Below are 24,894 nucleotides of genomic sequence, written 5' to 3' on the forward strand. Positions count from 1 at the left end.
TTGCCATTAAAATATTAATTTGTTTTAATATTTTAATGAGTATTATATATAACTCACATGTCTTTGTCAACAAGAAACTTTATTTTCGTAATATTCAGATATATACTTATCCTTATACACTTGTTCAATCTAAAATTAATCTAAAGTTTTCCAAAAAAAAGAGGAATTATATATCTATTGTCAAATTTATATATAAATAGTCTCATAGTCCTATTTTTTGAAAGGTTGCGATATAAGTGGATAATATAAAAGAAGACATTTACAAGAAAAATATCAATATACTTAAGTTGTTGTGGATAGTAGCTTTAGTATCTGGAATAATTAATGTATTTGTACATAAAGATTTAATGATTATAAATCAACATATAGAATTTTTATTCTGTGCCATTTTATCTGTTTTGATTATAAAAAAAAATTGGGCTATTAAAGCCATGTATCTAACTATAACTATTATATCCATATATGTCTTTATATTGATATTAAATTTCCCATATCTAATAAACTTCGTGCTGTTATGGATGATTTTAATAATAAGTTCTTTTTATCAAAATTATAAAGCTATAATTTTGGCAAGTATATATACACTTTTCATATGTTTATATACATTTTTAAAATTTAGAAGTCTAATATCTACAAATATTAGTAATATAGATATAATATATTTTATATCTTTTACAATATATCTTATTATGTTTTTAAGTTGTTCTATTAAAATAAATAAAAACCTGAAAATCAATGCTTTAAATAGTCAACCTCAACTAGAAAATGTATTAAAAGAAGCTCATATAGCAACAGTCACATATGATCTGTCTGCAAAACATATTGAATCATCTAAAGGATTTGAAAAGCTTGTAGGTATTGATATTAATGGATATTTAATAAATAATATTCCATGGCAAAATATAGTCCATGAAAAGGATCATTACATAATATATGATTCAATAAATAAATTGTTAAACAAAAATATTCTTAATGTAGAATTCAGAATAAAACATCCAAAATCAGGAATAAAATGGGTTCAAGTACGTATCAACATATTAAAAAATCAATATAATTCAATAAATAAACTTAATGCTGTATTTATAGATATAACATCTAGAAAGAGGTTAGAAGTAAAGGTCAAACATATGGCATATCATGATATACTTACTGGATTACCAAATAGAGCCCGTATGAATGAACACTTAAAATATCTAATAAATGATTGCAAATCCAAAATATCCCTAATGCTATTGGATTTAGATAATTTCAAATATATAAATGATAATGAAGGACATAACTTCGGAGATCTTGTCCTTATTAATGCATCTAAAAGACTTCAAAATATTTTAAGAGATAGTGATTTCATATGTAGATTTGGAGGTGATGAATTTATAATAGTATTAAAAAATGCCGGTATAGAAGAAGGTACTAGGATAGCCAATAGAATTATAGATGAATTCAGCTTACCTATTACTGTACATGATAAAGAGGTATATTTGACTACAAGTATTGGAATAAGTACATATCCCGATGATAGTAACAAAATAGAATCCCTTATAAAAATGGCTGATATGGCTATGTATAGTTGTAAAAATAGCGGAAAAAATTCCTATTCTTTTTATAAAGATCTATTAAATAATAATAACGAAAAGAGGGATTGGATATAATCAATTCCAATCCCTCTTTGCTAAACACATTCTCTCCACATAAATTGAAATAATAATTCTAGATATTCTTCACACAAACTGAAATACTCTTCGTCAAAATTTTGCTTAAACCTTTTAAGTTTTTCTAACTCTCTTCTAGCTCTACCTGCAAACAATATACAATCAATATAATTATCATCTATAAATAATGATATTGTACAGTTGATATATGATGTCAATTTATTATATCTATCTTTTTTAATTATACTTTTCCTAGGCAATATACTTACTCTATTGAGTTTTTTATAAGTGTTGATTATTTGATCTTCCACCAATTATATCTCCTTCCACTAATCAAATTACTCTATTCTAAATTTAGATGTCTCATCTTTTAAATTCTTTGCACTTTCCTTTGACCTTAGAACTTGTTCCATAGCCTTTTTAGAGTTATTGTTCAATTCACTAACTTGATTAGCTATGTCAGTAGTTCCACTTGCTCCTTCATTGGCTGCTTCAGCTACACCATCTATAGCTACTAAAATATTTTGAATAGAAGCCAAAAGTTCTTGGGAAGTAGCACTAAATTCTCCTACCAATTCATCTATAAAATTTGCATCCTGATTATATTTTTCTGCAACATTTAACATAATATCGTAATCATTGTTCACATTAGTAGACATAAAATTCAACACATTGTTAGCATTATCTGAAAGGTTGTTCACAGAACTTGTAACCTTATTTGTTATATCTTGGATTTCTAAGACTGCACCCTTTGATTGCTCTGCCAATGTCCTTATTTCCTCAGCAACAACAGAAAATCCCTTTCCAGCCTCTCCAGCCCTTGCAGCCTCTATGGCAGCATTTAATGCTAATAGATTAGTTTGTTCAGTTATCTGCATAATAGATTCAGACAATATCTCTATTTGTTCCACTACCTTTGAATCTTCTATTGCCTTTTCTAAGTTTGCCTTGGTATCATTCATTATTTCATATGCCTTTGTCTGAGCAGTATCAAAATTTTTCTTGGTATCCTGTGCTCTTTTACTAATCTTTCCTGCGGCTATAGCTCCTTCTTGAGACTTTTCAGCTATAGACTCAACCGCCTTTTCTATCTGTTGAGAAGTTGCTGCCATCTCCTCAGATGAAGCTGCTGTTTCTTCCATATTAGCTGCCAATTGCTCTGTGGTCGCAGATATTTCTTCCAATCTATTATTTAATATATCAATATTATCTGTTATATTATGTACTTCTCCTTCAATTGACGAAGATTCATTTTTAATGCTATTAACCAAATGCTTCAATGCATTCTTCATATCATTGATTCCATTGGTAATTGTTCCTATCTCATCTTTCCTATCTATATATTTAGAGTCTACATCTATGGTGAAATCTCCCTCAGCAATAGTCTCTAGATACTGAGAAGATTTTATTATAGGGTCAGTAACTCGTTTTGTACTAATAATAATTAATAATGTAGTTATTCCTAACATCGCTATGGCTATAATAAAGACCATATATGATATTCTTTTGGCATCTGCTGTCAATTCTTTTTCTGACATAAGGGATGCTAGAATCCAATTGGTGCCATCTACAATTTCAGAATTGACTATGTATTTTTCCCCATTTATTTTTACATCAAATGATTCTGTATCTTTCTCCAATAACTTTTCTATACCATCTATCCCAACTGCACTTATTTTTTTAAAATTATTATTTGGATTATTTCCATCGGCCATGATAAGACCCGAATTATGTACTATCATAAAAAATCCAGTTTCCCCTGTTCTCATCTCATTTAACATATCACTTATAACCGACTGTTTAACATCTATACCTATAGTACCTAACAACTTACCATTTTCATCAGTAAATGAACGAACATTACTTATAATTGTAGTACCAGTATCGTCTCTATATGGGGCTGTTCTTATTACCTGTCCATTACCTTCCATGCCTTTCTTATACCACACCTTTTCAACAGGGTCATAATTACTAGATACCGTTGATTCAGGCCAGGTTATATATCCACCTTCTTCAGTAGCTAAATATATATACATAGTTCCTGGATGACTATCTGCATATTGTTCAAATACCTGATAAATTTCTTGCTCTATACCACCATTTATTGAAGAAGTCATATTAGTTTCTTCTATATTATTTTTATATGTAGTAATACTATTATCAGATTGCATTATAATTGGATGACTTGCCATCATATTGATATTTCTATCAATTTGTCCATAAAAAATATTAATAGCCTTGTCCACTATTTTCATTTCCTCATGGGAATTAATCAAATAATCTTCTTTGGCCTGTGCATTAATCTTATAGCTTACTGTAGTTCCAATTATAATAACAGTAATTAATATTGTGATCATTGAAATAAAAAGAAACTGTCCTCGTATACTTTTACTTCTTTTCTTCATTTTTTATACCTCCATTTTTTTATCTTTTACTATGTCTTCTAGAAAATGTAAGATTTGTTTTGTAACATAATAACAATACATAATTTTTAGTCCATATAATCTATCCTCCCTTTGCACATTTTTTCATAGCTCATAAAAAATTCCATTCTTTATTACTGAAAATAAAAATGGCCCATAATAAAGGGTTTTATATAAAACTCTTTATTATGGGCCATTTAAATTGCAAATATAACATTTGTTTTAAATGGTTAATCCATAATTATCAGTCTCTATTTATTTATAAACTATGGCAAATTAATATAGAAACAGCTTATACATATGTATGTCTGATTCCATTTATTAAGATTTGCTTTAATGCATCCAATTATAATATAACTCAAATATACAATCTTGTCAATTTCTATTCAATTAAATATCTCAAATAATATCCACTAATAATCTTTCATATTTTTCTTTAGGGCATATCTCTATCCTTTGAATCTTTACCCTTCTATTTATCAAATCACTTATCTGTTTCTCTACTTGATCCATAGTACTCTCATAGACAGTCTTTCTAACAATCTCAATATTTTTATAGTGTTCTCCTGTAACTAATAAATTCTTTTCCAAAGTAGTAAGGTTTTCTTTTAAAATAATCTCTATCTCTTTACCTTTTATAAAGACATTAATAAGTTTTGCTCCCTTTCCTGTAACTCTCTTTAAATATTTGGAATATAAATTTCTAATCTCTATTTCTAGCTCTCTTCTCTCATCATCTGTCAATATAAAATCGTTATTTATTACCAATAAATCCTTTTCTTCTAAAATTTCAGTGGCAATTTGTACCAAATTTTTCATAAGTATATCTATATTTACAGGTTTAATCAAGTACTTCTCTATTTTTAAATCTACTGTTTCTAAAATAGTATTAGCATCCGATAATGCAGAGGTAATGATAAATGGGCATCTAAATCCCTGTTGTCTTATCTTTCTCATCATTTCAATTCCACTCATATCTGGCATCACTAAATCCGTTATAATCAAATCTGGTTTATATTCAATAAACTTTCTTATTCCATCTTCTCCATTCTCTGCTGTAATTGTCTTTCCTACCCTCTTTTTTAAAAATCTATATACTTGATTTCTAGTAATAGGCTCATCTTCCACATATAATATTTTTATTTTTTGTAATACATTTATTCCTTCCATAGCCACCCTCCCTATATCTCTAAAGGAAAACTTATTATAACTTTGTTTTCTTTTTTATCATTTATTAAATCAATAGTGCCTCTCATTTTGTTTTCTATAATATTCTTAAACATAGATAAATGATTTAAATGCAAATTAAAATCCATATATTTTTCTATATCATATATCAGATTTATACTAATACATACGTCAGATTTATTAGCTTTTATTTTAATATTTAATTTCCTATTATAGATGTCAAACCTGTTTTTCAAACATCCTACTATATCAAAACATATAAAGTACATAATTTGTACAAACTCATTGGGAGAGCCATATTTTTTTACTTGACCTTCCTTATTTAGGATAACCTTTATATGATCTTTTTTTATCTTTTCATCCATAATCTCAAAAACTAAATCCAAATATTTATTCATATCAAAAACTATTTTTTTATAATCCATTTCAAAAAATGATTTGAATTTTTCTATTTTCATAGAAAGACTTTTGATAATCTCCCATATTTCATTATAATATTTATCTATTACGTCTAATTCTTCTTCACTATCAATCTCATCTATAAGATTGATAATAGAAAAATTTAGACTATTCAAAGGTTGTCTCCATACATGAGATAAATTAGATATAATATCTGATAAATTCTTTATTTTATCATTATAATTTTTTATATCTTGTCTAATCTTTTTTGCTTTTACTTTATTTAAATATACCCTTTTATCTCTTATAACAATAAAGACTTTTATAGAGTCTATATTTCTTCTAAAAGGATAAGCCATAATATGCCAGCATTTATGATCTTCTTTTACTTCTTCAAACCTAACTACTTTTAAATCTTTATCTTCTTTTTTAATATAGATATTGATACTATCCTTGCTAGGATTGTCAAATAAATGATTGACTATATCATAATATATATATATTAGTTCATCCTTTATATTAAATATATTAGTATTTATAATATTATCTCTTTTAGCATTTAAATAATCTGTATAATAACTGCTGATATTATTTACATAACATTTGAGTTTTTGTCCTTCTATTCTCCCTTCTATCTCCAATGTAAAATCCAAAGACTGATTCATAAAATCAATTGAATTGCAAGTGTCAAAAGCAATACTCGGCCTATCCAAATTTTCCTCCAAAAAATTCTCCTCCTGATTTAAATGATTTTATAATTATATACTGGATTCATATAATTTGTTATCCGTTCATAGATATTATATCTTTATTTCTATATTTTAATAAAATATTCCTTCTTTTACATTAAAATAAAAAAACCTAGCATTTAAGCTAGGTTTTCATTAATATTGATTTTTAACTTCAAAATCATCTTTACTTTCATCATACTCATATTGACCAACAGTATAATTATCTTCATCTTTTACATATATTTTTACATCTTTATCAAATTGTTCTGCTGTGTCTTCAGCAATCTCTTCTATAAAGTCTTCAAACTCTCTATCATCTCTGTCTTCCCATGCAGAATCTCTCTTATCAAAATCCTTTCCTTCCATTTCCACTCTTACATATCTTGTATACTCTTTTACTTCGTAATCAAATTCTATATCTTCTCTTCCTTCAGTGTATTCCTCGTACTCATCCTCCAAATAATCTTTATAGTCATCTTCATCGTAGTCTTCATCGGCCAACCATAATTCTTCTATCCTATCCCTTCCATTATCATATTCATACTTAGCAACCCTATCGTCATCTTCATCATAAACATATATTCTTACATCCTCATCATATTCATCTGCTACTTCTTCAGCAATCTCTTCTACAAAATCTTCAAATTCACTATCATCTCTTCTGCTCCATTTAGAAGAATCTCTTTCAAAATTTTTACCTTCCATTTCTACTTTTATATAACTACTATACTCTTTTACATTATATTCAAACTCTAAATCATATCTGCCTTCATCATATTCCTCATAATCTTCATTTAGAGTATCTTCAATATCCTCTTCATCTTTTTCATCTTCATACTGATACATAGGATAGACTGGGTTCATTGGGTTTACAGGATAGACTGGATTTACTGGATAAACTGGCATATTAGGATCTGCTTTACTAAAAAGCTTTATAGTCTTTCCATCATCAGACCACATAACAGTAAGCCCTAATCCTTGAGCCAAATCCCTCAATGGAACATAAGTAGTCCCTTCATACACAAATGGTGCTTTAGACATATGTACATTCTTACCATTAAGAAGTATTTTAATATCATAAAACCAAGCAGTTATGGTTTTACTATAGGTTGCACCAATGGAAACACTGGTCATCATAAGTAATACTATAAAGGTTATTAATAAAACCCTCTTCTTCATTTTTTTCCACTCCTTTTTTCCTTTGTAATACTATAATAACATAATTTTTACTATATGTTTAATAAGCTTTTATATCTAAAATATAATTTTACATAAAATATTAGCATCCAATAGATTTATAATCTATGAACGCTAATATTTGTTTTTACATTTATTTAATTAATCCATTATCTTTGAGAAAATCTTTAGCTACATCTTCTGGTTCCTCACCGTCCACATCCACTTTTTCATTTAATTTTATCACGGTATCATTATCTAGTAAAGGAGACAATTTATTGAGGGTTTCTTCTAACTCTGGATACTCATCTAGTATCTCTTGTCTTATTACTGGGGCTGGGTTATATACTGGAAAGAAACTCTTATCGTCTTCGAGTATTCTTAAATCAAATGCTGCTATTCTACCATCTGTAGCAAACCCCATAGCCACATTGGCCTTGCCATCCTTAAGGGCACCATGGGTTAATCCCTCTGCCATAGGTATTATATCACCTTCTTCAAACTTAAATCCATAGGCTTCTTCTACCCCTGAAAGTCCATCTGGTCTTTCTAAAAAATTCAGACCTGAAGCAAATTTTATATCTCCATTATTATTGACGTAGTCTGCCAAGTCACTTATAGATTTTATATCTAATTCTTCTGCGTTTTCATTTCTCATCATCAATGTATATGTATTATTAGACAGTGCATAATCTAACCACACTACATTATTTTCTTTCTTGTCCCATTCTTTAACTTTGTCATATGCCTCTTGAGATTCTGTAATCTTTTTTTCTCCCATTTGATTTACTAATGTAGTACCTGTATATTCCCAATATAAATCTACTTGTCCAGAATGTAGCGCAGGTCTTATAACAGGTGTTTCTCCTAAGCCCGTACGATCTTCCACTGGGTATCCATTGGCTTTAAGATACTCCACAAATATACTTCCTAAGACAAGTTGCTCTGTCCATGGCTTAGATGCCACCTTTATAGTAGTACCTTCCTTCTGACTAGTATTTCCATCACTACAAGCTGCTAAAGAAAGTATCATTACTATGGCTAATGCCACAGATATTAATTTAGTAATTCTAAATTTTCTCATATCAATACACCCTCCTTATATTTTATCCCCTATGGGATGATAATCTTTTTTGCAAAAATCCTATAGATTGATCTAGAATTATTGCTATTGCTGCCGTCATAATGGATCCAGTAAGTATTAATGCAGGGTTAAAGGTACTTATTCCAGTAAATATAAGATTGCCTAACCCTCCTCCTCCAATTAGAACTGCTATTGTAGCTGTGCCTACCGTTAATACAGCTGATGTCTGGATACCTGCAATAATAACAGGTAATGCCAATGGTAATTCCACCTTTCTCAAAATCATTTTATTAGACATACCCATCCCCTTTGCTGCCTCTAGAATGTCGTCATCCACATCATTTATACCAGCTATAGTGTTTCTAACGATAGGTAAAAGTCCATATAAAGTCAATGCAATAACACTGGGTACAAAACCTACACCCATTATCGGTAGAAAAATTGCCACTACAGCAAGACTAGGCACTCCTTGAGCAGTATTTAAAAAGGATAATATTTCCTTTGTCCACTTTTTAAATGGATACCTTGTCAACAATATACTCAATGGTAAAGCTATTATTATACCAATAGACAGTGCAATACCAACTAATATCAAATGTTCTTTTAGCAATTTCATACCTTGGGTACTAAGGGTTTCCAAAACAATATTCCATTCCATCTAAGACACCACCTTGTCACCTTTGTCCTCTGATACAAGACCTGGAGAAACTAATTTATTTTCTAATTTACCCATTAATAAATCTATAGCGATTGCCATCATTGATACAAGGACAGCACCTACCATAATCATATCAAAATGGGTTCTCCTTATACCTTGCTCAATAAGACTTCCTAAATTCCGCTCTCCAATATAAACAGCTAAAGTTGCTATGCCTACCATCATTACAACTGCTACTCTAACACCTGCCAATATAACAGGAATAGCTAAAGGCAATTGTACTTTAAATAGTATCTGCTTAGAAGACATGCCCATTCCCTTTGCTGCCTCCAATATACTTTTATCTACTTGATTAAGTGCTATATAAACATTTCTGACTATAGGTAACATAGAGTATAGTAATAATCCAAAAACAGCACTCCTCCTTGATAGTCCAAACCCTGGTACCGTTACTAGTATTCCATATAATGCAATACTAGGTATAGACATCATCAAACTTCCAAAACCTAATATACCATTTGCTAATTTTTCATTATTTCTTATGACAATCCCTACCGACACCCATATCAATAATGCTGCACAAATAGCTAATACTATTAAAATAAAGTGATTTACTGTAAATCTCCAAATCTTATCTATATTTTTTATAAAATAATTAACTACTGACATTTATATCACTCATTTCTTCCTGTCCATATTCATTATAGGCCTCCCCTATATGCTTTTGTATATCATTCATATCTACTATGCCAACAAATTTATCATCTTCATCAATCACTGGTACAGAACTTATATCATGTTGTAACATTTGTGCCATTGCATCCCTTAATGTGGAATCCAAAGATAGACTTGAATGGATTGGCTTTACTATCCTTCTCCATCCTTCGCTACTAGAACCTTTAGATAAGTCCTGTCTAGCTATATATCCTATTATCATATTTTGATCATTAGAAACTAGTCCCCATTTTCTTTTACTATTTTCAAAATACTCTTTTATTTCCCCCATATCCCAATTGAGTTTTATAGCATTGACTCTCTTTTTCATTACAGATCTTATATTTAACAGACTCAATACTTTAAGGGATCTATCAGAACCCACAAAATCTTCCACGAACTCATTGACAGGATTTAAAAGTATATTTTCTGGCGTATCATATTGTACAAGGCTACCATTATCAATAATAGCTATTTTGTCTCCCATTTTTATAGCCTCATCTATATCATGGGTAACAAAACATATAGTCTTCTTCAACTTTCGCTGTATTCTTAAAAATTCATTCTGTAGCTGAGTTCTAGTTACAGGATCTACAGCACTAAATGGCTCGTCCATTAACATACAAGGAGGATTCCCTGCTAATGCCCTAGCAACCCCTACTCTCTGCCTTTGTCCCCCAGACAAAGCCTTGGGATATTTATTCTTATTTTCTTCTGGATCTAATTCTACCATAGTTAAAAGATTGTCTACTCTCTCCCGTATCTTTTCCTCGTCCCATTTTAAAAGCCTTGGTACGGTAGCAATATTATCATATACGGTAAGATGTGGAAATAATCCTGTCTTTTGTATTACATATCCTATACCCCTTCTAAGTTCATCGGGATTCTGCTCCAAGACATTTATTCCGTTGACATATATGGCCCCAGATGTAGGTTCAATGATTCTATTTATCATCTTTAATGTGGTTGTTTTACCACAACCTGATGGGCCAAGAAAAACGCATATTTTACCCTCTTCAATATCTAAGGATAAATTATCTACTGCTGGTCTCTCCATTTTTGGATATTCCTTTACTACATTCTTAATTTCTATCATGTCATATATCCTCCCCCAAAGATTATCTGCCTTACAATAAAAAAACTCCTAAATCTTTAGAACTACAAGTCCAAAAATAAGGAGTTAAAACTCAATCTTATAACACAAAACTTCCCCTATTAAATTTTATCATATTGGTAATATAACCAAAAATACCCTAATGCAATATATCCATCAATTTTCTAGCATGATTGAATGATAATTGACATTATACTAAATATTCGTAAGTTTCCTTTGATATTCTCCCAATATGTGGAATGGTTCATCCTTTATTTTTAGGATCCCATAGTTTCCAAACCCTACCTGCAATTTTAGTAGAAGGCTTTATGGCAATTTCACCTTCAGTCCATCCTGAAGGTGTAAATTCACCTGTTATATAGTGATGTCTGTATGCCTTAAGTTGTCTTATTAATTCCTCAGGATTTCTCCCTACATATGGGGTCAATATCTCAGCTGATTGTATTATTCCCTCTGGATCAATAATAAATCTTCCCCTTAAATCAATACCTAACTCATCATCATATACATTATATAATGCACCTATTTTACCTCCTGGGTCTGATAACATAGGGAATGGCATATCATTTCCTATCATCTTGGATAATTCTTCCTCATTCCATACTTTATGAGAAAATGGACTATCAACACTTATTGTCATAACTTGTGCATCTAATTTAGATAATTCATTATATTTTAACGCTATACTGGATAATTCAGTAGGACATCCAAAGGTGAAATCACCTGGATAAAAACATAATATTATCCACTTGCCCATAAAATCTTTAAGCTTAAACTCCCTTATATCTTCCTGATAATAACCCACAGCAGAAAACTCTGGTGCCTTTCTTCCTATAAGCATGACTTATCTCCCCTTATATAGTATTCTTAGATATTTCACCATAGAACTTTATACCTATATTATAACAAATATTATTTAAACTGACCTTTATATTGTTGCTTTTATTTTACATAATCAGTATTTTTTGAATTTTTTTATTTTTTTGTTTATTATATGTGTTTTGTGGTATATAATAAATAATAATAGAATCCGGTAGCTCCCTACCAACCACTTATAAAAAAACACATTAAGATATAAGGATATTTTAAGCTTCTAGATTAAGTTTGAGATATTTGTATTTTGAAATTTAAGTAAAGGCATTGAGATTAAAGATTTAAGTAAATAGTATATATTATAACAAGTAAAGGAGAGTAGATAATGGAATTAAATAATCCACCTAAATCGTCAGGTGGTTGGTATAGCTACTTCCGATTCTATTTTAAATAGGCTCTATAGATTTCCAGTAATATTAAAGGAAACTATAGAGCCTATAAATTATTTGCATACATCTACTTCAATCCCACTTGTTACATCCATTAACTCCTCTGGAGTTATTTTTACTGCAGAATTGGCAGTCCCAGCAGCAGGATATACATATTCAAATTCTTTTAGTGTCATATCTAAATATATATCTAGATCCTCTTTTAAACCAAAGGGACATACCCCACCTACAGGGTATCCCGTTACATTTAACACTTCATCTGCCTTTACCATTTTTGCCTTGCTTAAAAAGGTATCTTTGAATTTCCTATTGTCTATCCTTGCATCCCCCTTTGTTACAACTACAATATACCTGTCTTTCAATTTAAATGCCATTGTCTTAGCTATTAAAGCAGGTTTAACTCCTAATGCCTGTGCAGCCAAATCTACAGTGGCTGTGCTGATATCAAATTCATATATAGGAAAATCTATCCCCCTACTTTTAAAATAACTTCTTACCTTCTCTACTCCCATCATTTCATCCCCTTGTCAGATATCGTACTTTTCCTTAACATATTCATCTATTGCCTCTGCTACACCTTTAGAAAATTTAACTGCCTCTACTACTGTTTTTGCTCCAGTTACCACATCTCCTGATGCAAATACTCCTTCCCTAGTTGTATTTCCCTCTTCATCAGTAGATACTAATCCCTTATTATTTATGGAAATACCCTTTGTATTAGATACTATATTGGCTTTTGGTCCTTGACTTATCGCTATAATAACCGAATCAGATTCAAATAAATACTCTTTACTTGGATCAGATATAAATTCTACTTTTTCATCTTTTACTACCTTTGATGTCTTTAAATATTTTATACCCTCATCTACTATCTCAATAGGTGTCTTGTAATACTCAAATTTTACCCCATCAAGTTTAGCATAATCTATTTCATTTTCACTGGCTGACATTTCTTCAGCACCTTTTCTATACATAATATATACTTCCCTTACTCCTTTTCTTAATGCTGTTCGAGCTACATCCATAGCTACATTACCTGCACCTATTATGCACAATTTTTTTCCCAGATTATATACATTTGGATTTTTTAAATAATCTATTGCATAATGTACATGCCCTAAACTCTCTCCCTTTATCCTCAAAGGTTTAGGACTCCATACCCCTGTACCTATAAATATAGCTTTATATCCATCGTTAAATAGATCATCTATAGTTATTACTGGCCCTATTGTTATATTAGGTCTTATTTTCACTCCTATTTCTATCAACTGATTCTTTATCCTATCTACTATATCCTTAGGAAATCTAAAACCTGGGATTCCATACCTTAATACGCCTCCTATTTTGTCATGCATTTCAAATATTGTTATATCATAACCTTTAAGGGCTAGTATTATAGATATAGTTATACCAGCTGGGCCCGAACCTATTATAGCTATTTTTTTATTTTTATCTATATTAGGTTTTAAATCTACTTTATCTAAATAATAATCAGAAATATAATGCTCAATGGAACTCCATTGAATAGGATTTCCCTTGTTAGATAGAACACAACTTCCCTCACAAAATTTTTCATGGGGACAAACCAATGAACAAACTACTGACAGAGGATTATTTAAAAACAATTTTTCACCTGCTTCTAATATATTCCCATTTAAAAGCATTGCTATAGATTCTTTTATAGGAGTTTCTACAGGACAACCCTTTATACATCTAGGATTTTTGCACTGTAGACATCTATTGGCTTCCTCTATAATATGTTTTGCAGCCATATATACCACCTCTTATTATATAATTTGTTTCCCCCATTTCCTCTATCCCAAACCTATAAAAATTATACAATAAAATATTTTTTTATACATTAATTATATACTATTTGATCAATTAATTATATACTATTTCCATATTTAATAACATTATATGTCTTAAATCTCATTATGTAATAAAATAAGGGAGAAAATTATTAGAATTGCTCAATTGGTTTATAGACCTTAGCAATTCTATTTTCTCCCATTTTTACATATTTAAACAATATCTAATTTCTATAATTTCCTATTAACTACAAATTTTTTCTAAGAGCTAAGAACAAAGTACTCAAAAATCTCAATTTCTTATTTTAATTTATTTATTATAGCCTTAGTAAATGGTATTAAGTCTTTAGGTGTTCTAGATGTTATCAAGTGACCATCTATAACGACTTCTTCATCAACAAATACTCCACCTGCATTAACTAAATCATCTTTTATTGAAAAAAAGGCTGTTAATTTTTTACCTTTTAAATCACAACAGGATGCCATCATCCAAGGTCCATGGCATATTGCTGCTATAACCTTCTCTTTCTTATCCATATTCCTTACAAAATCTACTGTTGCTGGACATCTCCTCATATGATCAGGTGAATATCCTCCAGGAATTATTACTGCATCATAATCATCTGCACTTATTTCATTAGATGCAAGATCACTTTTAGCAGGATATCCTTTCTTTCCTTTATATACTACCCCTTTTTCAGTGCCTATTAAATCTACTTGAAATCCTTCCTCTCTCAATCTAAATAATGGATATTGTAATTCCATATCTTCATAAATATTCTCAACCAAAATAGCTACCTTTCTCACAAAATCACTCCCTTTAATTTTTTTACTTTATAATATAATTACCACTTCTATAATTTTGTGAAACATTGATTTTTAAAATTTTATCACACCTATTTTATAAGTAATATTTTTCTTTGAACTCCATTCCATTTTATATTGTATCCCAATCCTTCTGCTATTGATCTTAAAGGAACTAATAATACCCCATCTATTTCTGTAGGACCTTGGACTAAATTTTCCCATTCACTATTTATCAATGCTCCTTTAGACCCCTTTATAAGAATAATTTCTGAATCTTTATTCTCTATTTTTATTTTATCCTTAGTTATATTCACTTCTATATCTGTAATCTTTTTTAATCCCTCGATATCTATTAATGTACTTCCATTTATAATTTTAGGCTTAGAAGACATAATTATGTTCTTCTTAGAAAATGTACTTTTAACTGTTACATCTTTTTCATCTAATAATATTTTTATATACTCATTTGGACCATCTTTACTAGCCAAACTCCTTAACTTTTCCATTTGAGAGTCAATACCATCTATTATATCTTTTCTTTTAGTATATACTGATATATCAGGGTATACAGAATCCTTATATCCCTTGGATTCGTCTGGTCTTATCAATTTCTTATGGGGAACAGTAAATTTGTACCCACTATTTGCTAATTTAAATTCTAGTACACTACCATAAACAGTAGTAGCATTCCCAGTGGGTTCTCCTAAGATTTCTGCCAATTTATTATCTCTAAATAATAATGCAAATAAATTTCCAGTGCTAAAGGTATCAGGTGATGTAAGGATATATATATCATCTTCATATATTAGACTTTTATCATCCACATTAGTATTTTTTATATCTTTAAACTTCTCTATATAATATCCCGATGTCTTGGTATATCCTATTTTTTCTTTAGCCTGTTTTGAATACCTTATTTGAGTACTAAAACCATCATATTTGTCTATATCTAAATATTTTAAGAAGATTTCTATAGCTTTACTATCTCCTCCTGAATTTCTCCTTAAATCTATACCTATATTTTCTATATCATTTTTGCTTACTGCTGTAAAAAAATCCCTTACTGTTTCTTCATATTTTTTATTATATATGCATTTATCGATATAAAAAATAGCTAAAGAATTTTCTTCTTCTAGATGCCATCCATAGGCATTTCTCTGTTTATTTTTATCTACTATATTTTCCATAGAGATTAGTGGTAATTCTTCATTGATTATTCTCTTGCTTCTCTCTAATTTTATACTTACCTTATCATCCTTAATAAGTTTTAAATTGTCCAATATTAATTCATTAGTCAGATATAATCTGGCCATATTTCTTTTCCAATATATATTTTCGGCAGGTATTATTCTATTTACCTCAACATATAGTTCTTTTTCTGTTTTTTTACCTATGGAGAGAATCTTATCTCCCCTAGATAGTTTATCTGTATCCTCTGTTACAATCATCCCTTCCTCAGTCCATACAAAAGGCATATCTATCCATCTTGTATCCTCTTTATTTAGTTCCAATACTGTATGGGCATCATTTAACGACGTTATTATATCGTTAACTACGAAAAAAAATTCATCTTTAGTAAGAGGTCTTTCTATTTTATCGTATGCATCTTCTATCTTATTTTTTTGAACTTTATTAAAGCCTTCTATAGTTGAAGTATGTACAGACTTTAATGTATCTATTAAATAGTCTAAATCTGCTTTCATTTCAGTTGTACTTAATTTATCTTTACTTTCTGCTAACGCTAAATCTGTTCCCAAACAGGCAATAAGCATAATGACAACCATGAACATAGCCGCGATTCTTTTCATATCAAAACCCCCTTCTAATAGCATATATTTATACTATATATGCTATCATTTATACAGAGTTAAAACAAGATTTAACGCATCAAAAAAGAAAGATAAAACGGGACTTGTAGTCCCTATTTTATCTGCCTATTTAAAACATAAATACCAATCTATACACTGTAAATCACCAGGACAATTTATTCTCTTTTTCAGCTCTTTATATGTCTTTGGAGGAGGTACAACTACTCTTTGACCTGGCATCCAATTTGCTGGAGTAGCAACCTTATCTTTATCTGAAATTTGTAATGCATCTACTAATCTTAATATTTCAGATATGTTTCTACCATTGGTCAATGGATAGATCAATATGGCCCTTATAATCTGCTTTTCATCTATTATGAATACATTTCTAACTGTTTCCTTATCACTAACATCTGGAGATATCATGCCATATAATCTAGATATACTACCATCCCTGTCAGCTACAATAGGAAATGGGATCTCTATTCCAGTATTGCGGTATATATTGTATACCCAGGCTAAATGAGAAGGATTGCTATCTATGCTCAATCCTAAAAGCTCAACATTTCTCTTTTTAAAATATGGATAATATCTGGCAAATGATAGAAATTCTGTAGTGCACACAGGAGTAAAATCTCCAGGATGGGAAAAGAATACCACCCATTTTCCTTTAAAATCAGAAAATTTAATAGGGCCAAATGTTGTATCTGCACTAAAATTTGGAGCCTTCATACCTATTTTAAGACAATTAATATCTTTACTCATACTAATTCACACCACCTATTAGCTATTTCCTCATATATAGTATATTCTAACAGCTATATATATGGTGAATACTATAACTCCCTTTTATTTTTTAACTTTTTTACTATCACTGGAACAATAGACATAATACCCATCAATAAAAATGCAATTATCACCTTTGTAGTAAATATACTTTCCATAGAATTCACAGAGGCCATATTTATTCCCGTATATACACATATGAAAGTCTCAGGTATTATTCCTATAGCTGTAGTTACAATAAAAATTGGTAGGGGCACCATTGTAATAGCAGAAAATATACTTATAGATATAAATGGAAATATAGGTATAAGTCTCACTGTTAGAAGATAAAATTTCCCATTTTCAGCCATTTCTTCTGTTAATTTTTCTATATATTTTAATTTTTTTGTCTGTAAATAATCTTTCAGCAGATATCTAGAGCAAATATAGGTTATAGTGGAACCCATTACTACAGATATATCTGCAAATATTAGACCTTTAAACATCCCAAATAAAAAACCTGAAATCATAGCTGAAAATATGAATACAGGTACTCCTAATGCTACAAATAATGTATTTATGCATATATAAATAAGTGCAGAAAATAAAGGTCTTGAGTCGGCATACTCAACTATTATCGTCTTATATTTATTAAAATTTTTCATAGTTAATGCTTCAGAAACATCATCTTTTATTAAAAGTAATACTATTATGATCAAAATTATTATTATAATTACTTTATAAAAATAATTCTTCTTCATAATGCTATCCCCCTATATATGATATACATAGACCCATTTTTTATATACATATTCTTTTTATTGACAATCTATCCCAGATATAATATTATTTATATATACCCCTTTAGGGTATGGAGGTGATAAAATGATTTTTTTAAATGAAAAAGCATTAAATTTTTTAAGAAAAAAGAATATAATTTAAAAATATCTATTAAGACTATAAGTTGTGGTTGAACAGGTACAATGAAGGAGCTAAGTATTAGCTCATCATCCAGTATCCCTGATACTAATATGTATAACAAATATGAGTTTCAAGGTATAAAGGTATTTATTCTAAAAACCTTAAAGACTAATAAAAAGATTGATATAAATCTTAAATATAATATACCCATTATAGGCCCTATATGGGATATAAAGGGTGTAAAACCAGAGCAATTGATATAATATTTAGACTTTAGTATCCCCATTACCTTTTGGGGAATTTTTATTTTCATTTTATTTAAATATAAATATGTATTCTGTTGATTTAGTCATACAAATTTGTTATTCTATTAAAAGAAATCTTAGAAAAGTTCATTATGTAAACTAGAGGTGAATCATGAATATATTATTACAATTTGGTATAATAGTGGGCATATGGCAGATAGGAGAGTTAATATCTTATTGGACCAATTTACCTATACCTGGAACTGTTTTAGGTATGATTATACTTTTTATTTTATTAAATACTAAAATTATTAAAATTGAAGATTTGAAAATTTCATCAGATTTTTTATTAAATAATCTAGCCTTCTTTTTTATACCTGCAGGCGTAGCATTGATAGGCTCAATAGGTGTCTTGAAGGATGCTTGGTTATCTCTTCTAATTATAACTTTACTGACTACATTTATAGTTATGGGAATTACAGGATTAATAGTAGAAAATATGATTAAATGGAGGAAGAACAAATGAGTCCCTTATTAGATAGTCCTGCTTTTGGTATATTACTTTCTATATTGACATTTCAATTGAGCTTATATATTTATAAAAAAACTAAAATTTCTCTATTTAACCCATTATTAATAAGTATATCATTAATAATTGCTTTATTAGTTGGATTTAATATACCCTTTGAAAAATTTAATAAAGGTGGCGAAATAATCTCTTTTTTCTTGGGCCCTGCCACAGTTATACTAGCTGTTCCATTATATAAACAGATGGAGTTACTAAAAAAGCATATTCATACGATTTTTATAGGTATATTTTCAGGAGTTATAGCTTCAATTATAAGTGTTATATCTTTAGCTATATTGTTTAAATTAGATAAAAGATTAGTGCTATCCCTAATACCAAAATCTATAACCACACCAGTGGGAATGGTATTGTCTGAAAATATAGGTGGTATCCCTTCAATAACTGTTATGCTTATTATAACTACTGGAATTACTGGTGCCATAATAGCACCCTTTGTATTTAAAATATTAAATATTCATAATGGTATCGCTCGTGGATTAGCTATGGGTACCGCATCTCATGCCCTTGGCACATCAAAGGCATTGGAGATGGGAGAAACTGAAGGAGCCATGAGCGGTCTTTCTATAGGTATTTCAGCTGTAATAACCGTTTTAATAGCTCCATTATTAATTAAGATATTTTCACTGATTTAATTATATGACCAGATTATATACTGAAAATAAAATATCTATTTAAGCATACCTGCCTTTTTATAAAGTGTATAAAAATGATTAGTAGGGCCTACTCCCTTTCCGATAGATAATGAATGCTCTATAGCTGTAGTTATGTATTCTTTAGCATTGAGTACAGACTTTTCTATCCCATAACCCTTAGCTAGATTAGATGCTATAGCTGCTGACAATGTGCACCCAGTACCATGGGTGTTTTTAGTATTTATCCTCTTCGCATTAAAATATTTAAATTCGCTACCATTAAATAATACATCTATTGCCTCACCATCTAGATGTCCTCCTTTAATTAAAACATTTTTAGTGCCCATATTATATATCTTCTTAGCAGCTAATTCCATATCCTCTAGCCGTTGAATCTTAAGTTTTGTTATGACTTCTGCTTCAGGTATATTGGGAGTTATTATAGTAGCCAATGGCAATAACTTATCTATCAAAGTATTTTCCGCTTCCGTCTTTAACAGATGAAATCCACTTTTGGACACCATAACTGGATCTAAAACTATATTTTTAGGATTATAATATTTCAAACCATCTGCTATAGTCTCTATGGTCTCTATTTGAGATACCATACCTATCTTTAATCCATCTACTGATATGTCCTCAAAAATTGCCTTTATCTGCTCCTTTATAATATCAGGAGTGATATCTTGTACTGCAAATACCCCTTGGGTGTTCTGAGCTGTAACTGCAGTTATTATACTCATTCCAAATGTGCCATGGGCAGAAAATGTTTTTAAATCTGCCTGTATCCCTGCCCCACCACTACTATCTGAACCTGCTATAGTAAGTACCTTTTTCATGCTTACTACCTCCCTATCCATTGATTTTAGTTATAGCTTTATTAGTATCTATTATTTTAAGTACCATATATCCTATAATACTCCCTCCAATAGTACTTACCATAAAGGGAGTTACAAAAAATAGTGCTGCTACTTCTTTACCCAGTATAAATTTTGCTATAGGAAATGCTAATATCCCGCCTATTATGCCTGTTCCTAATATTTCTCCCATAACAGCGTATGCCCTTTCTCCTTTAATCATATAAGTTATACCAGCAATAAATGCTCCTATCATACTACCTGGAAAAGCCAAAAGGGAACCTGTACCAAGTATATTTCTTAAAACTGATATTAAAAAAGCATTGGCCAATGCATACCATGGTCCCAATAATACTGCTGATACTACATTTATGGTATGCTGGACTGGAAAGCATTTAGCTATTCCAACTGGTATATAAATAATATGTCCTGTAATAGTTCCCATAGCTACCAATAATGATGATAGTGTAATCTTTTTTATATCCATATAAACCCCCTAATTTTTATGTACTAAGGGCATATAAAAAAAGACACAAATCTCAAACCATGAGGATTTATGCCTATAAATAACATAAGTTTTCACTTCCCTACGCTGGCATTATCCAGATCAGGTTAAGGGTCAAAGACTTTTTTGGGTCTCTATCTCAGCTGGCCTTTCCAGCCCCCCTAGCACATAAATTATTCTTTTATAATTAGATGATATCACAATAATTTTCCATATTCAACCTTTTGTCAACCTACTATTGACCTATTTACATACTTTGATGTCATAAGGCTTAACATAGCACTATAAAACACATCAAATTCTACTATATCTCCTACATTTACATCGTATTTTGCGTTGGAAATATTCAATAACAAATGGTCACTACTCCCTCCCATTATCTCTATATCTTCGTCTACAGGAGTAAGGGCTTCAATCCTACAATCTTGTTTCCCCACTGCTACTATAGCCCTCTTTATATTTCCCATATCCTTATGATTAGGTATATTTCCAAAGGCATCTCTACCTATCTTGCCTATAGGTACAGATGGTTTCGTTTTAACCTCTATCACTTGAGCCTTTAATTTTACAGTATCTTGTATGGTTCCAGGTACTATTCTAAAATTCGTCGTATCTCTTCCCAGAAGGATTGCCTCACCTATTCTAAATTGTGTGATACCTTTTGCAATTTCACCTTTCTCTAGAATATCCAATGTCAAAGTACTTCCTCCAGATATAGTTTCTATATTAAGTCCATACTCTTTTTCTATATCATTAGCTAGGTCTACAAGTATTTTAGTATTTTCATATGTGGGAAGTACCCCTCCATAACATCCTACATTAGCTCCTAAACCTTCTAATTTTATATTAGGTAGTTTTATTATCTCACCCACTATATCTAGTACTTTATCGGGCCAAACACCCTCTCTTAAATCACCAACATCTACCATTAATATGACATTATGGATCTTGTTCTGCATCTTTGCTGACTCAGATATAGCTTTTATAGTATCTAATTCTGAATTTAAACTACCAAGTGTATATTTAACCAGATCATCTATCTCGCATAGCATGGGAATCCTTATAAGATACATCTGGGCATTTATGCCATATTCTACCATATTCACTATATTCTGAATTCTTGAATCACCAATTTTCCTTATACCACCTTCCACCATTGCCTCGACCAATTGAGGCATAGCACATATGCCCTTACTTATTCCCATGATCTCAATACCCTTTTTACCACAATAATCCACAACATATTCTGTGTTTTCTCTTATTTTTCCTATATTTATTTCTATCCTTGGATAAATAATTTTTCCCAATATCCCTCATCTCCTTTTTGGTTTTTAACTATCCCCTTATAAAAATTATACCATAGTGAAATACAGGCCAACAATAGTACAAATATATAATTATAATAAAGACATAAAAAAGTTAGTAGTTAACTACTGGCTACCAACTACTAACTTCTTTATATCTATTTTTTTCTTAAATTTTTAAAAAATTCCTTTAACATTAAAGAGCTTTTTTCTTCCAATACGCCAAATAAAACTTCAACATTATGATTCAAATACTGGTTTTGAACTATATTCATTACAGAACCACAGGCTCCCCTTTTCTTATCTTTAGCCCCTATTACCAATCTTTCTATCCTAGAATTTACTATGGCTCCAGCACACATGGGACATGGTTCCAATGTAACATACATAGTACAACCTATAAGCCGCCAACCTCCTAAAATATCAGCAGCTTTTCTTATGGCAATCATCTCTGCATGGGCCGTCGGATCATTTAACAATTCCCTTTTATTATATCCAGAGGATATTACTTCTCCAGCTCTTACTATAACTGCCCCAACTGGAACTTCTAAAATTTCCTTTGCCTTTATAGCTTCTTTTAGAGCCAATCCCATAAAATAACTATCCATACTATCATCAACCTGTCAAAAAATAAAAATGGTGCACCTAGGAGGATTCGAACCCCCGGCACATGCCTTAGGAGGGCACTGCTCTATCCTACTGAGCTATAGGTGCACAATAAATCACTTATATATACTACAATATTTTGATTGTTTTGTCAAGGATCTCAGATGCTATCAGAAATAAGGTATATAAAACAGCTAGTAGTTGATGATGGAAATTCTATGGACTTCATTCTTAAACTACTAACTGTTTTATGTTTTTGTCATAAATATACCTTCATCATTAGACTAGGGGCATAAATGCCCCTCTAATCTATCTTTTCTAATCCTCCCATAAATGGTCTTAAAACCTCTGGTATTGTCACTGATCCATCCTTTTGTTGATAATTTTCCAATATAGCTGCTGTAGTCCTTCCAACTGCAACACCTGAACCATTTAAAGTATGAACATATTCTGTATTTCCTGTTTCACTATCTCTATATCTTATATTTGCCCTTCTAGCCTGAAAATCTTCAAAATTACTACAAGAAGATATCTCTACATACCTATCATAACTAGGCATCCATACCTCTAGGTCATAAGTTTTTGCTGAAGAAAATCCTACGTCTCCTGTGCAAAGTTCAACTACTCTATATGGCAATCCTAATAATTGCAATATTTTTTCTGCATTATTAGTTAGTTTTTCCAACTCTTCGTAAGAATTCTTTGGATTTGCTAACTTTACTAGTTCTACTTTATTGAATTGATGATTCCTAATGAGTCCCCTGGTATCTCTACCGGCAGAACCTGCTTCCCTTCTAAAACAAGGTGTATATGCAGTAAAGTATTTAGGTAAATCCCTCTCATCTAATATCTCATCTCTATGGATATTTGTAACAGGCACTTCTGCTGTGGGTATAAGGAAATAATCAACCCCACTTAATCCAAACATATCGTCTTCAAATTTAGGTAATTGTCCTGTTCCAATCATTGAATTCCTATTAACCATAAATGGTGGCAATATCTCTGTATATCCATGTTCAATAGTATGGATGTTAAGCATGAAGTTTATCAATGCCCTCTCTAAAAGAGCACCTTTGCCCTTATATAATGAAAACCTTGAACCTGTGAGCTTAGCAGCCCTTTCAAAATCTAATATATCTAAATCACTTCCCACATCCCAATGGGGCTTCTTGTCAAAGTCAAATTCCCTCGGTTCTCCCCATTTTCTAATCTCTTTATTGTCTTCATCACTTAATCCCACTTTAATATTAGGGTTTGGGACATTTGGTATTCCCAAAAGGGTATTTTTCAGTTCTATCTCTATTTCTTTTACTTCTACATCCATATCCTTTATCTGTTGAGATAATTTTTTCATCTCTGCCAATATATCTGAAATATCTTTACCCTCTTTCTTTAATTTAGGAATACTTTTAGAGACTTTGTTTTGCTCGGCCTTCATTTCTTCAACCTTTTTTAAAAGATCTCTTCTTTTCTGATCAAAAGCCATTACCTTATCTACCTGTTGAGAATAATCCTGTCCCCTAGCATTTAATCCCTCTTTTATCCCCTCTGGATTATTTCTTACTCTTTTAATATCCAACATTTTTATCTACACTCCCTCTATATAATTTATTTTTCAATCATATTTATCACAAACACAAAAAATA

General features: G+C 30.5%; 25 protein-coding genes, 1 tRNA gene, 1 riboswitch and 1 other annotated feature (1 of these 28 running past the window's edge). Of the genes, 4 read left to right on the forward strand and 22 right to left on the reverse strand.

Annotated features, from left to right (window positions below; all coding sequences use genetic code 11):
• Positions 1–10, reverse strand: a binding site (T-box leader) (it extends 236 nt beyond the left edge of the window).
• 226 nt (positions 11–236) lie between these two features.
• Positions 237–1,649 (forward strand): sensor domain-containing diguanylate cyclase, encoded by a 1,413-nt coding sequence (locus tag Q326_RS17935; protein WP_051531310.1) that lies wholly within the window; start codon positions 237–239, stop codon positions 1,647–1,649.
• Between the two features lie 20 nt (positions 1,650–1,669).
• On the opposite strand, the gene Q326_RS0107965 is transcribed toward Q326_RS17935, so the two are convergent.
• The 16 genes from Q326_RS0107965 to Q326_RS0108040 all read right to left on the reverse strand — a co-directional run bounded on the left by Q326_RS0107965 (position 1,670) and on the right by Q326_RS0108040 (position 18,350).
• Entirely contained in the window at positions 1,670–1,960 is a 291-nt protein-coding gene (locus tag Q326_RS0107965; RefSeq protein WP_026894899.1) for a hypothetical protein, read from the reverse strand.
• A gap of 27 nt (positions 1,961–1,987) precedes the next feature.
• Entirely contained in the window at positions 1,988–4,054 is a 2,067-nt protein-coding gene (locus tag Q326_RS0107970) for a methyl-accepting chemotaxis protein (protein WP_026894900.1), read from the reverse strand.
• Positions 4,055–4,471: 417 nt separating this feature from the next.
• Entirely contained in the window at positions 4,472–5,242 is a 771-nt protein-coding gene (locus Q326_RS0107975; protein ID WP_026894901.1) for a response regulator, read from the reverse strand.
• A gap of 11 nt (positions 5,243–5,253) precedes the next feature.
• Positions 5,254–6,372 carry a sensor histidine kinase gene (locus Q326_RS0107980; RefSeq protein WP_156936274.1) on the reverse strand — a complete coding sequence of 373 codons (1,119 nt, stop codon included), beginning with the start codon at positions 6,370–6,372 and terminating at the stop codon, positions 5,254–5,256.
• Between the two features lie 171 nt (positions 6,373–6,543).
• Positions 6,544–7,569 (reverse strand): stalk domain-containing protein, encoded by a 1,026-nt coding sequence (locus Q326_RS0107985; RefSeq protein WP_026894903.1) that lies wholly within the window; start codon positions 7,567–7,569, stop codon positions 6,544–6,546.
• A 151-nt stretch (positions 7,570–7,720) separates the two neighbouring features.
• Positions 7,721–8,650 (reverse strand): ABC transporter substrate-binding protein, encoded by a 930-nt coding sequence (locus tag Q326_RS0107990; protein ID WP_034601601.1) that lies wholly within the window; start codon positions 8,648–8,650, stop codon positions 7,721–7,723.
• A 22-nt stretch (positions 8,651–8,672) separates the two neighbouring features.
• The gene (locus Q326_RS0107995; RefSeq protein WP_026894905.1) at positions 8,673–9,308 is read right to left on the reverse strand and encodes an ABC transporter permease; all 636 of its coding nucleotides are present in this window, start codon (positions 9,306–9,308) and stop codon (positions 8,673–8,675) included.
• Positions 9,309–9,977 carry an ABC transporter permease gene (locus tag Q326_RS0108000; RefSeq protein ID WP_026894906.1) on the reverse strand — a complete coding sequence of 223 codons (669 nt, stop codon included), beginning with the start codon at positions 9,975–9,977 and terminating at the stop codon, positions 9,309–9,311.
• Positions 9,964–11,118 (reverse strand): betaine/proline/choline family ABC transporter ATP-binding protein, encoded by a 1,155-nt coding sequence (locus tag Q326_RS0108005; protein WP_026894907.1) that lies wholly within the window; start codon positions 11,116–11,118, stop codon positions 9,964–9,966. The genes Q326_RS0108000 and Q326_RS0108005 overlap by 14 nt, the downstream gene beginning before the upstream one ends.
• 262 nt (positions 11,119–11,380) lie before the next feature.
• On the reverse strand, positions 11,381–11,977 hold the full coding sequence (prxU, locus tag Q326_RS0108010) for a thioredoxin-dependent peroxiredoxin (protein WP_026894908.1): 597 nt from the start codon (positions 11,975–11,977) through the stop codon (positions 11,381–11,383).
• Positions 11,978–12,451: 474 nt separating this feature from the next.
• Positions 12,452–12,910 carry a YbaK/EbsC family protein gene (locus tag Q326_RS0108015; RefSeq protein ID WP_026894909.1) on the reverse strand — a complete coding sequence of 153 codons (459 nt, stop codon included), beginning with the start codon at positions 12,908–12,910 and terminating at the stop codon, positions 12,452–12,454.
• A 15-nt stretch (positions 12,911–12,925) separates the two neighbouring features.
• Entirely contained in the window at positions 12,926–14,170 is a 1,245-nt protein-coding gene (locus Q326_RS0108020; protein WP_026894910.1) for an NAD(P)-dependent oxidoreductase, read from the reverse strand.
• A 339-nt stretch (positions 14,171–14,509) separates the two neighbouring features.
• Entirely contained in the window at positions 14,510–15,016 is a 507-nt protein-coding gene (locus Q326_RS0108025; protein ID WP_026894911.1) for a type 1 glutamine amidotransferase domain-containing protein, read from the reverse strand.
• Positions 15,017–15,105: 89 nt separating this feature from the next.
• On the reverse strand, positions 15,106–16,824 hold the full coding sequence (locus Q326_RS0108030) for a S41 family peptidase (protein WP_026894912.1): 1,719 nt from the start codon (positions 16,822–16,824) through the stop codon (positions 15,106–15,108).
• Positions 16,825–16,950: 126 nt separating this feature from the next.
• Positions 16,951–17,589: a peroxiredoxin gene (locus Q326_RS0108035; RefSeq protein WP_026894913.1), complete on the reverse strand. Its 639-nt coding sequence runs from the start codon at positions 17,587–17,589 to the stop codon at positions 16,951–16,953.
• A gap of 71 nt (positions 17,590–17,660) precedes the next feature.
• Positions 17,661–18,350, reverse strand: a complete 690-nt coding sequence (locus Q326_RS0108040) for a TVP38/TMEM64 family protein (RefSeq protein WP_026894914.1) — start codon at positions 18,348–18,350, stop codon at positions 17,661–17,663.
• 222 nt (positions 18,351–18,572) lie between these two features.
• Between Q326_RS0108040 and Q326_RS0108045 the strand changes: the two genes are divergently transcribed.
• The 3 genes from Q326_RS0108045 to Q326_RS0108055 all read left to right on the forward strand — a co-directional run bounded on the left by Q326_RS0108045 (position 18,573) and on the right by Q326_RS0108055 (position 19,976).
• Positions 18,573–18,773 carry a hypothetical protein gene (locus Q326_RS0108045; protein WP_026894915.1) on the forward strand — a complete coding sequence of 67 codons (201 nt, stop codon included), beginning with the start codon at positions 18,573–18,575 and terminating at the stop codon, positions 18,771–18,773.
• A gap of 154 nt (positions 18,774–18,927) precedes the next feature.
• Positions 18,928–19,281, forward strand: a complete 354-nt coding sequence (locus Q326_RS0108050; RefSeq protein ID WP_026894916.1) for a CidA/LrgA family protein — start codon at positions 18,928–18,930, stop codon at positions 19,279–19,281.
• Positions 19,278–19,976: an LrgB family protein gene (locus Q326_RS0108055; RefSeq protein ID WP_026894917.1), complete on the forward strand. Its 699-nt coding sequence runs from the start codon at positions 19,278–19,280 to the stop codon at positions 19,974–19,976. Before Q326_RS0108050 ends, Q326_RS0108055 begins: the two co-directional genes overlap by 4 nt.
• Before the next feature lie 35 nt (positions 19,977–20,011).
• Here the strand turns inward: Q326_RS0108055 and thiD are convergent, their stop codons facing one another.
• From thiD to serS, 6 genes are all read right to left on the reverse strand, one after another.
• The gene (gene thiD, locus Q326_RS0108060; protein WP_026894918.1) at positions 20,012–20,815 is read right to left on the reverse strand and encodes a bifunctional hydroxymethylpyrimidine kinase/phosphomethylpyrimidine kinase; all 804 of its coding nucleotides are present in this window, start codon (positions 20,813–20,815) and stop codon (positions 20,012–20,014) included.
• 13 nt (positions 20,816–20,828) lie between these two features.
• The gene (thiW, locus tag Q326_RS0108065; protein WP_026894919.1) at positions 20,829–21,320 is read right to left on the reverse strand and encodes an energy coupling factor transporter S component ThiW; all 492 of its coding nucleotides are present in this window, start codon (positions 21,318–21,320) and stop codon (positions 20,829–20,831) included.
• 80 nt (positions 21,321–21,400) lie between these two features.
• A riboswitch (TPP riboswitch) is annotated at positions 21,401–21,511 on the reverse strand.
• 54 nt (positions 21,512–21,565) lie between these two features.
• On the reverse strand, positions 21,566–22,645 hold the full coding sequence (locus Q326_RS0108070) for an alanine/ornithine racemase family PLP-dependent enzyme (protein WP_245592074.1): 1,080 nt from the start codon (positions 22,643–22,645) through the stop codon (positions 21,566–21,568).
• Between the two features lie 155 nt (positions 22,646–22,800).
• Positions 22,801–23,250: a tRNA adenosine(34) deaminase TadA gene (tadA, locus tag Q326_RS0108075; RefSeq protein ID WP_026894921.1), complete on the reverse strand. Its 450-nt coding sequence runs from the start codon at positions 23,248–23,250 to the stop codon at positions 22,801–22,803.
• 29 nt (positions 23,251–23,279) lie between these two features.
• Positions 23,280–23,356, reverse strand: a tRNA-Arg gene (locus Q326_RS0108080).
• Positions 23,357–23,552: 196 nt separating this feature from the next.
• Complete coding sequence (gene serS, locus Q326_RS0108085) at positions 23,553–24,830, reverse strand: serine--tRNA ligase (protein WP_026894922.1); 1,278 nt, start codon at positions 24,828–24,830, stop codon at positions 23,553–23,555.
• Positions 24,831–24,894 lie beyond the last annotated feature (64 nt).

Source organism: Clostridiisalibacter paucivorans DSM 22131, assembly GCF_000620125.1.
Classification (GTDB): Bacteria; Bacillota; Clostridia; order Tissierellales; family Clostridiisalibacteraceae; genus Clostridiisalibacter; species Clostridiisalibacter paucivorans.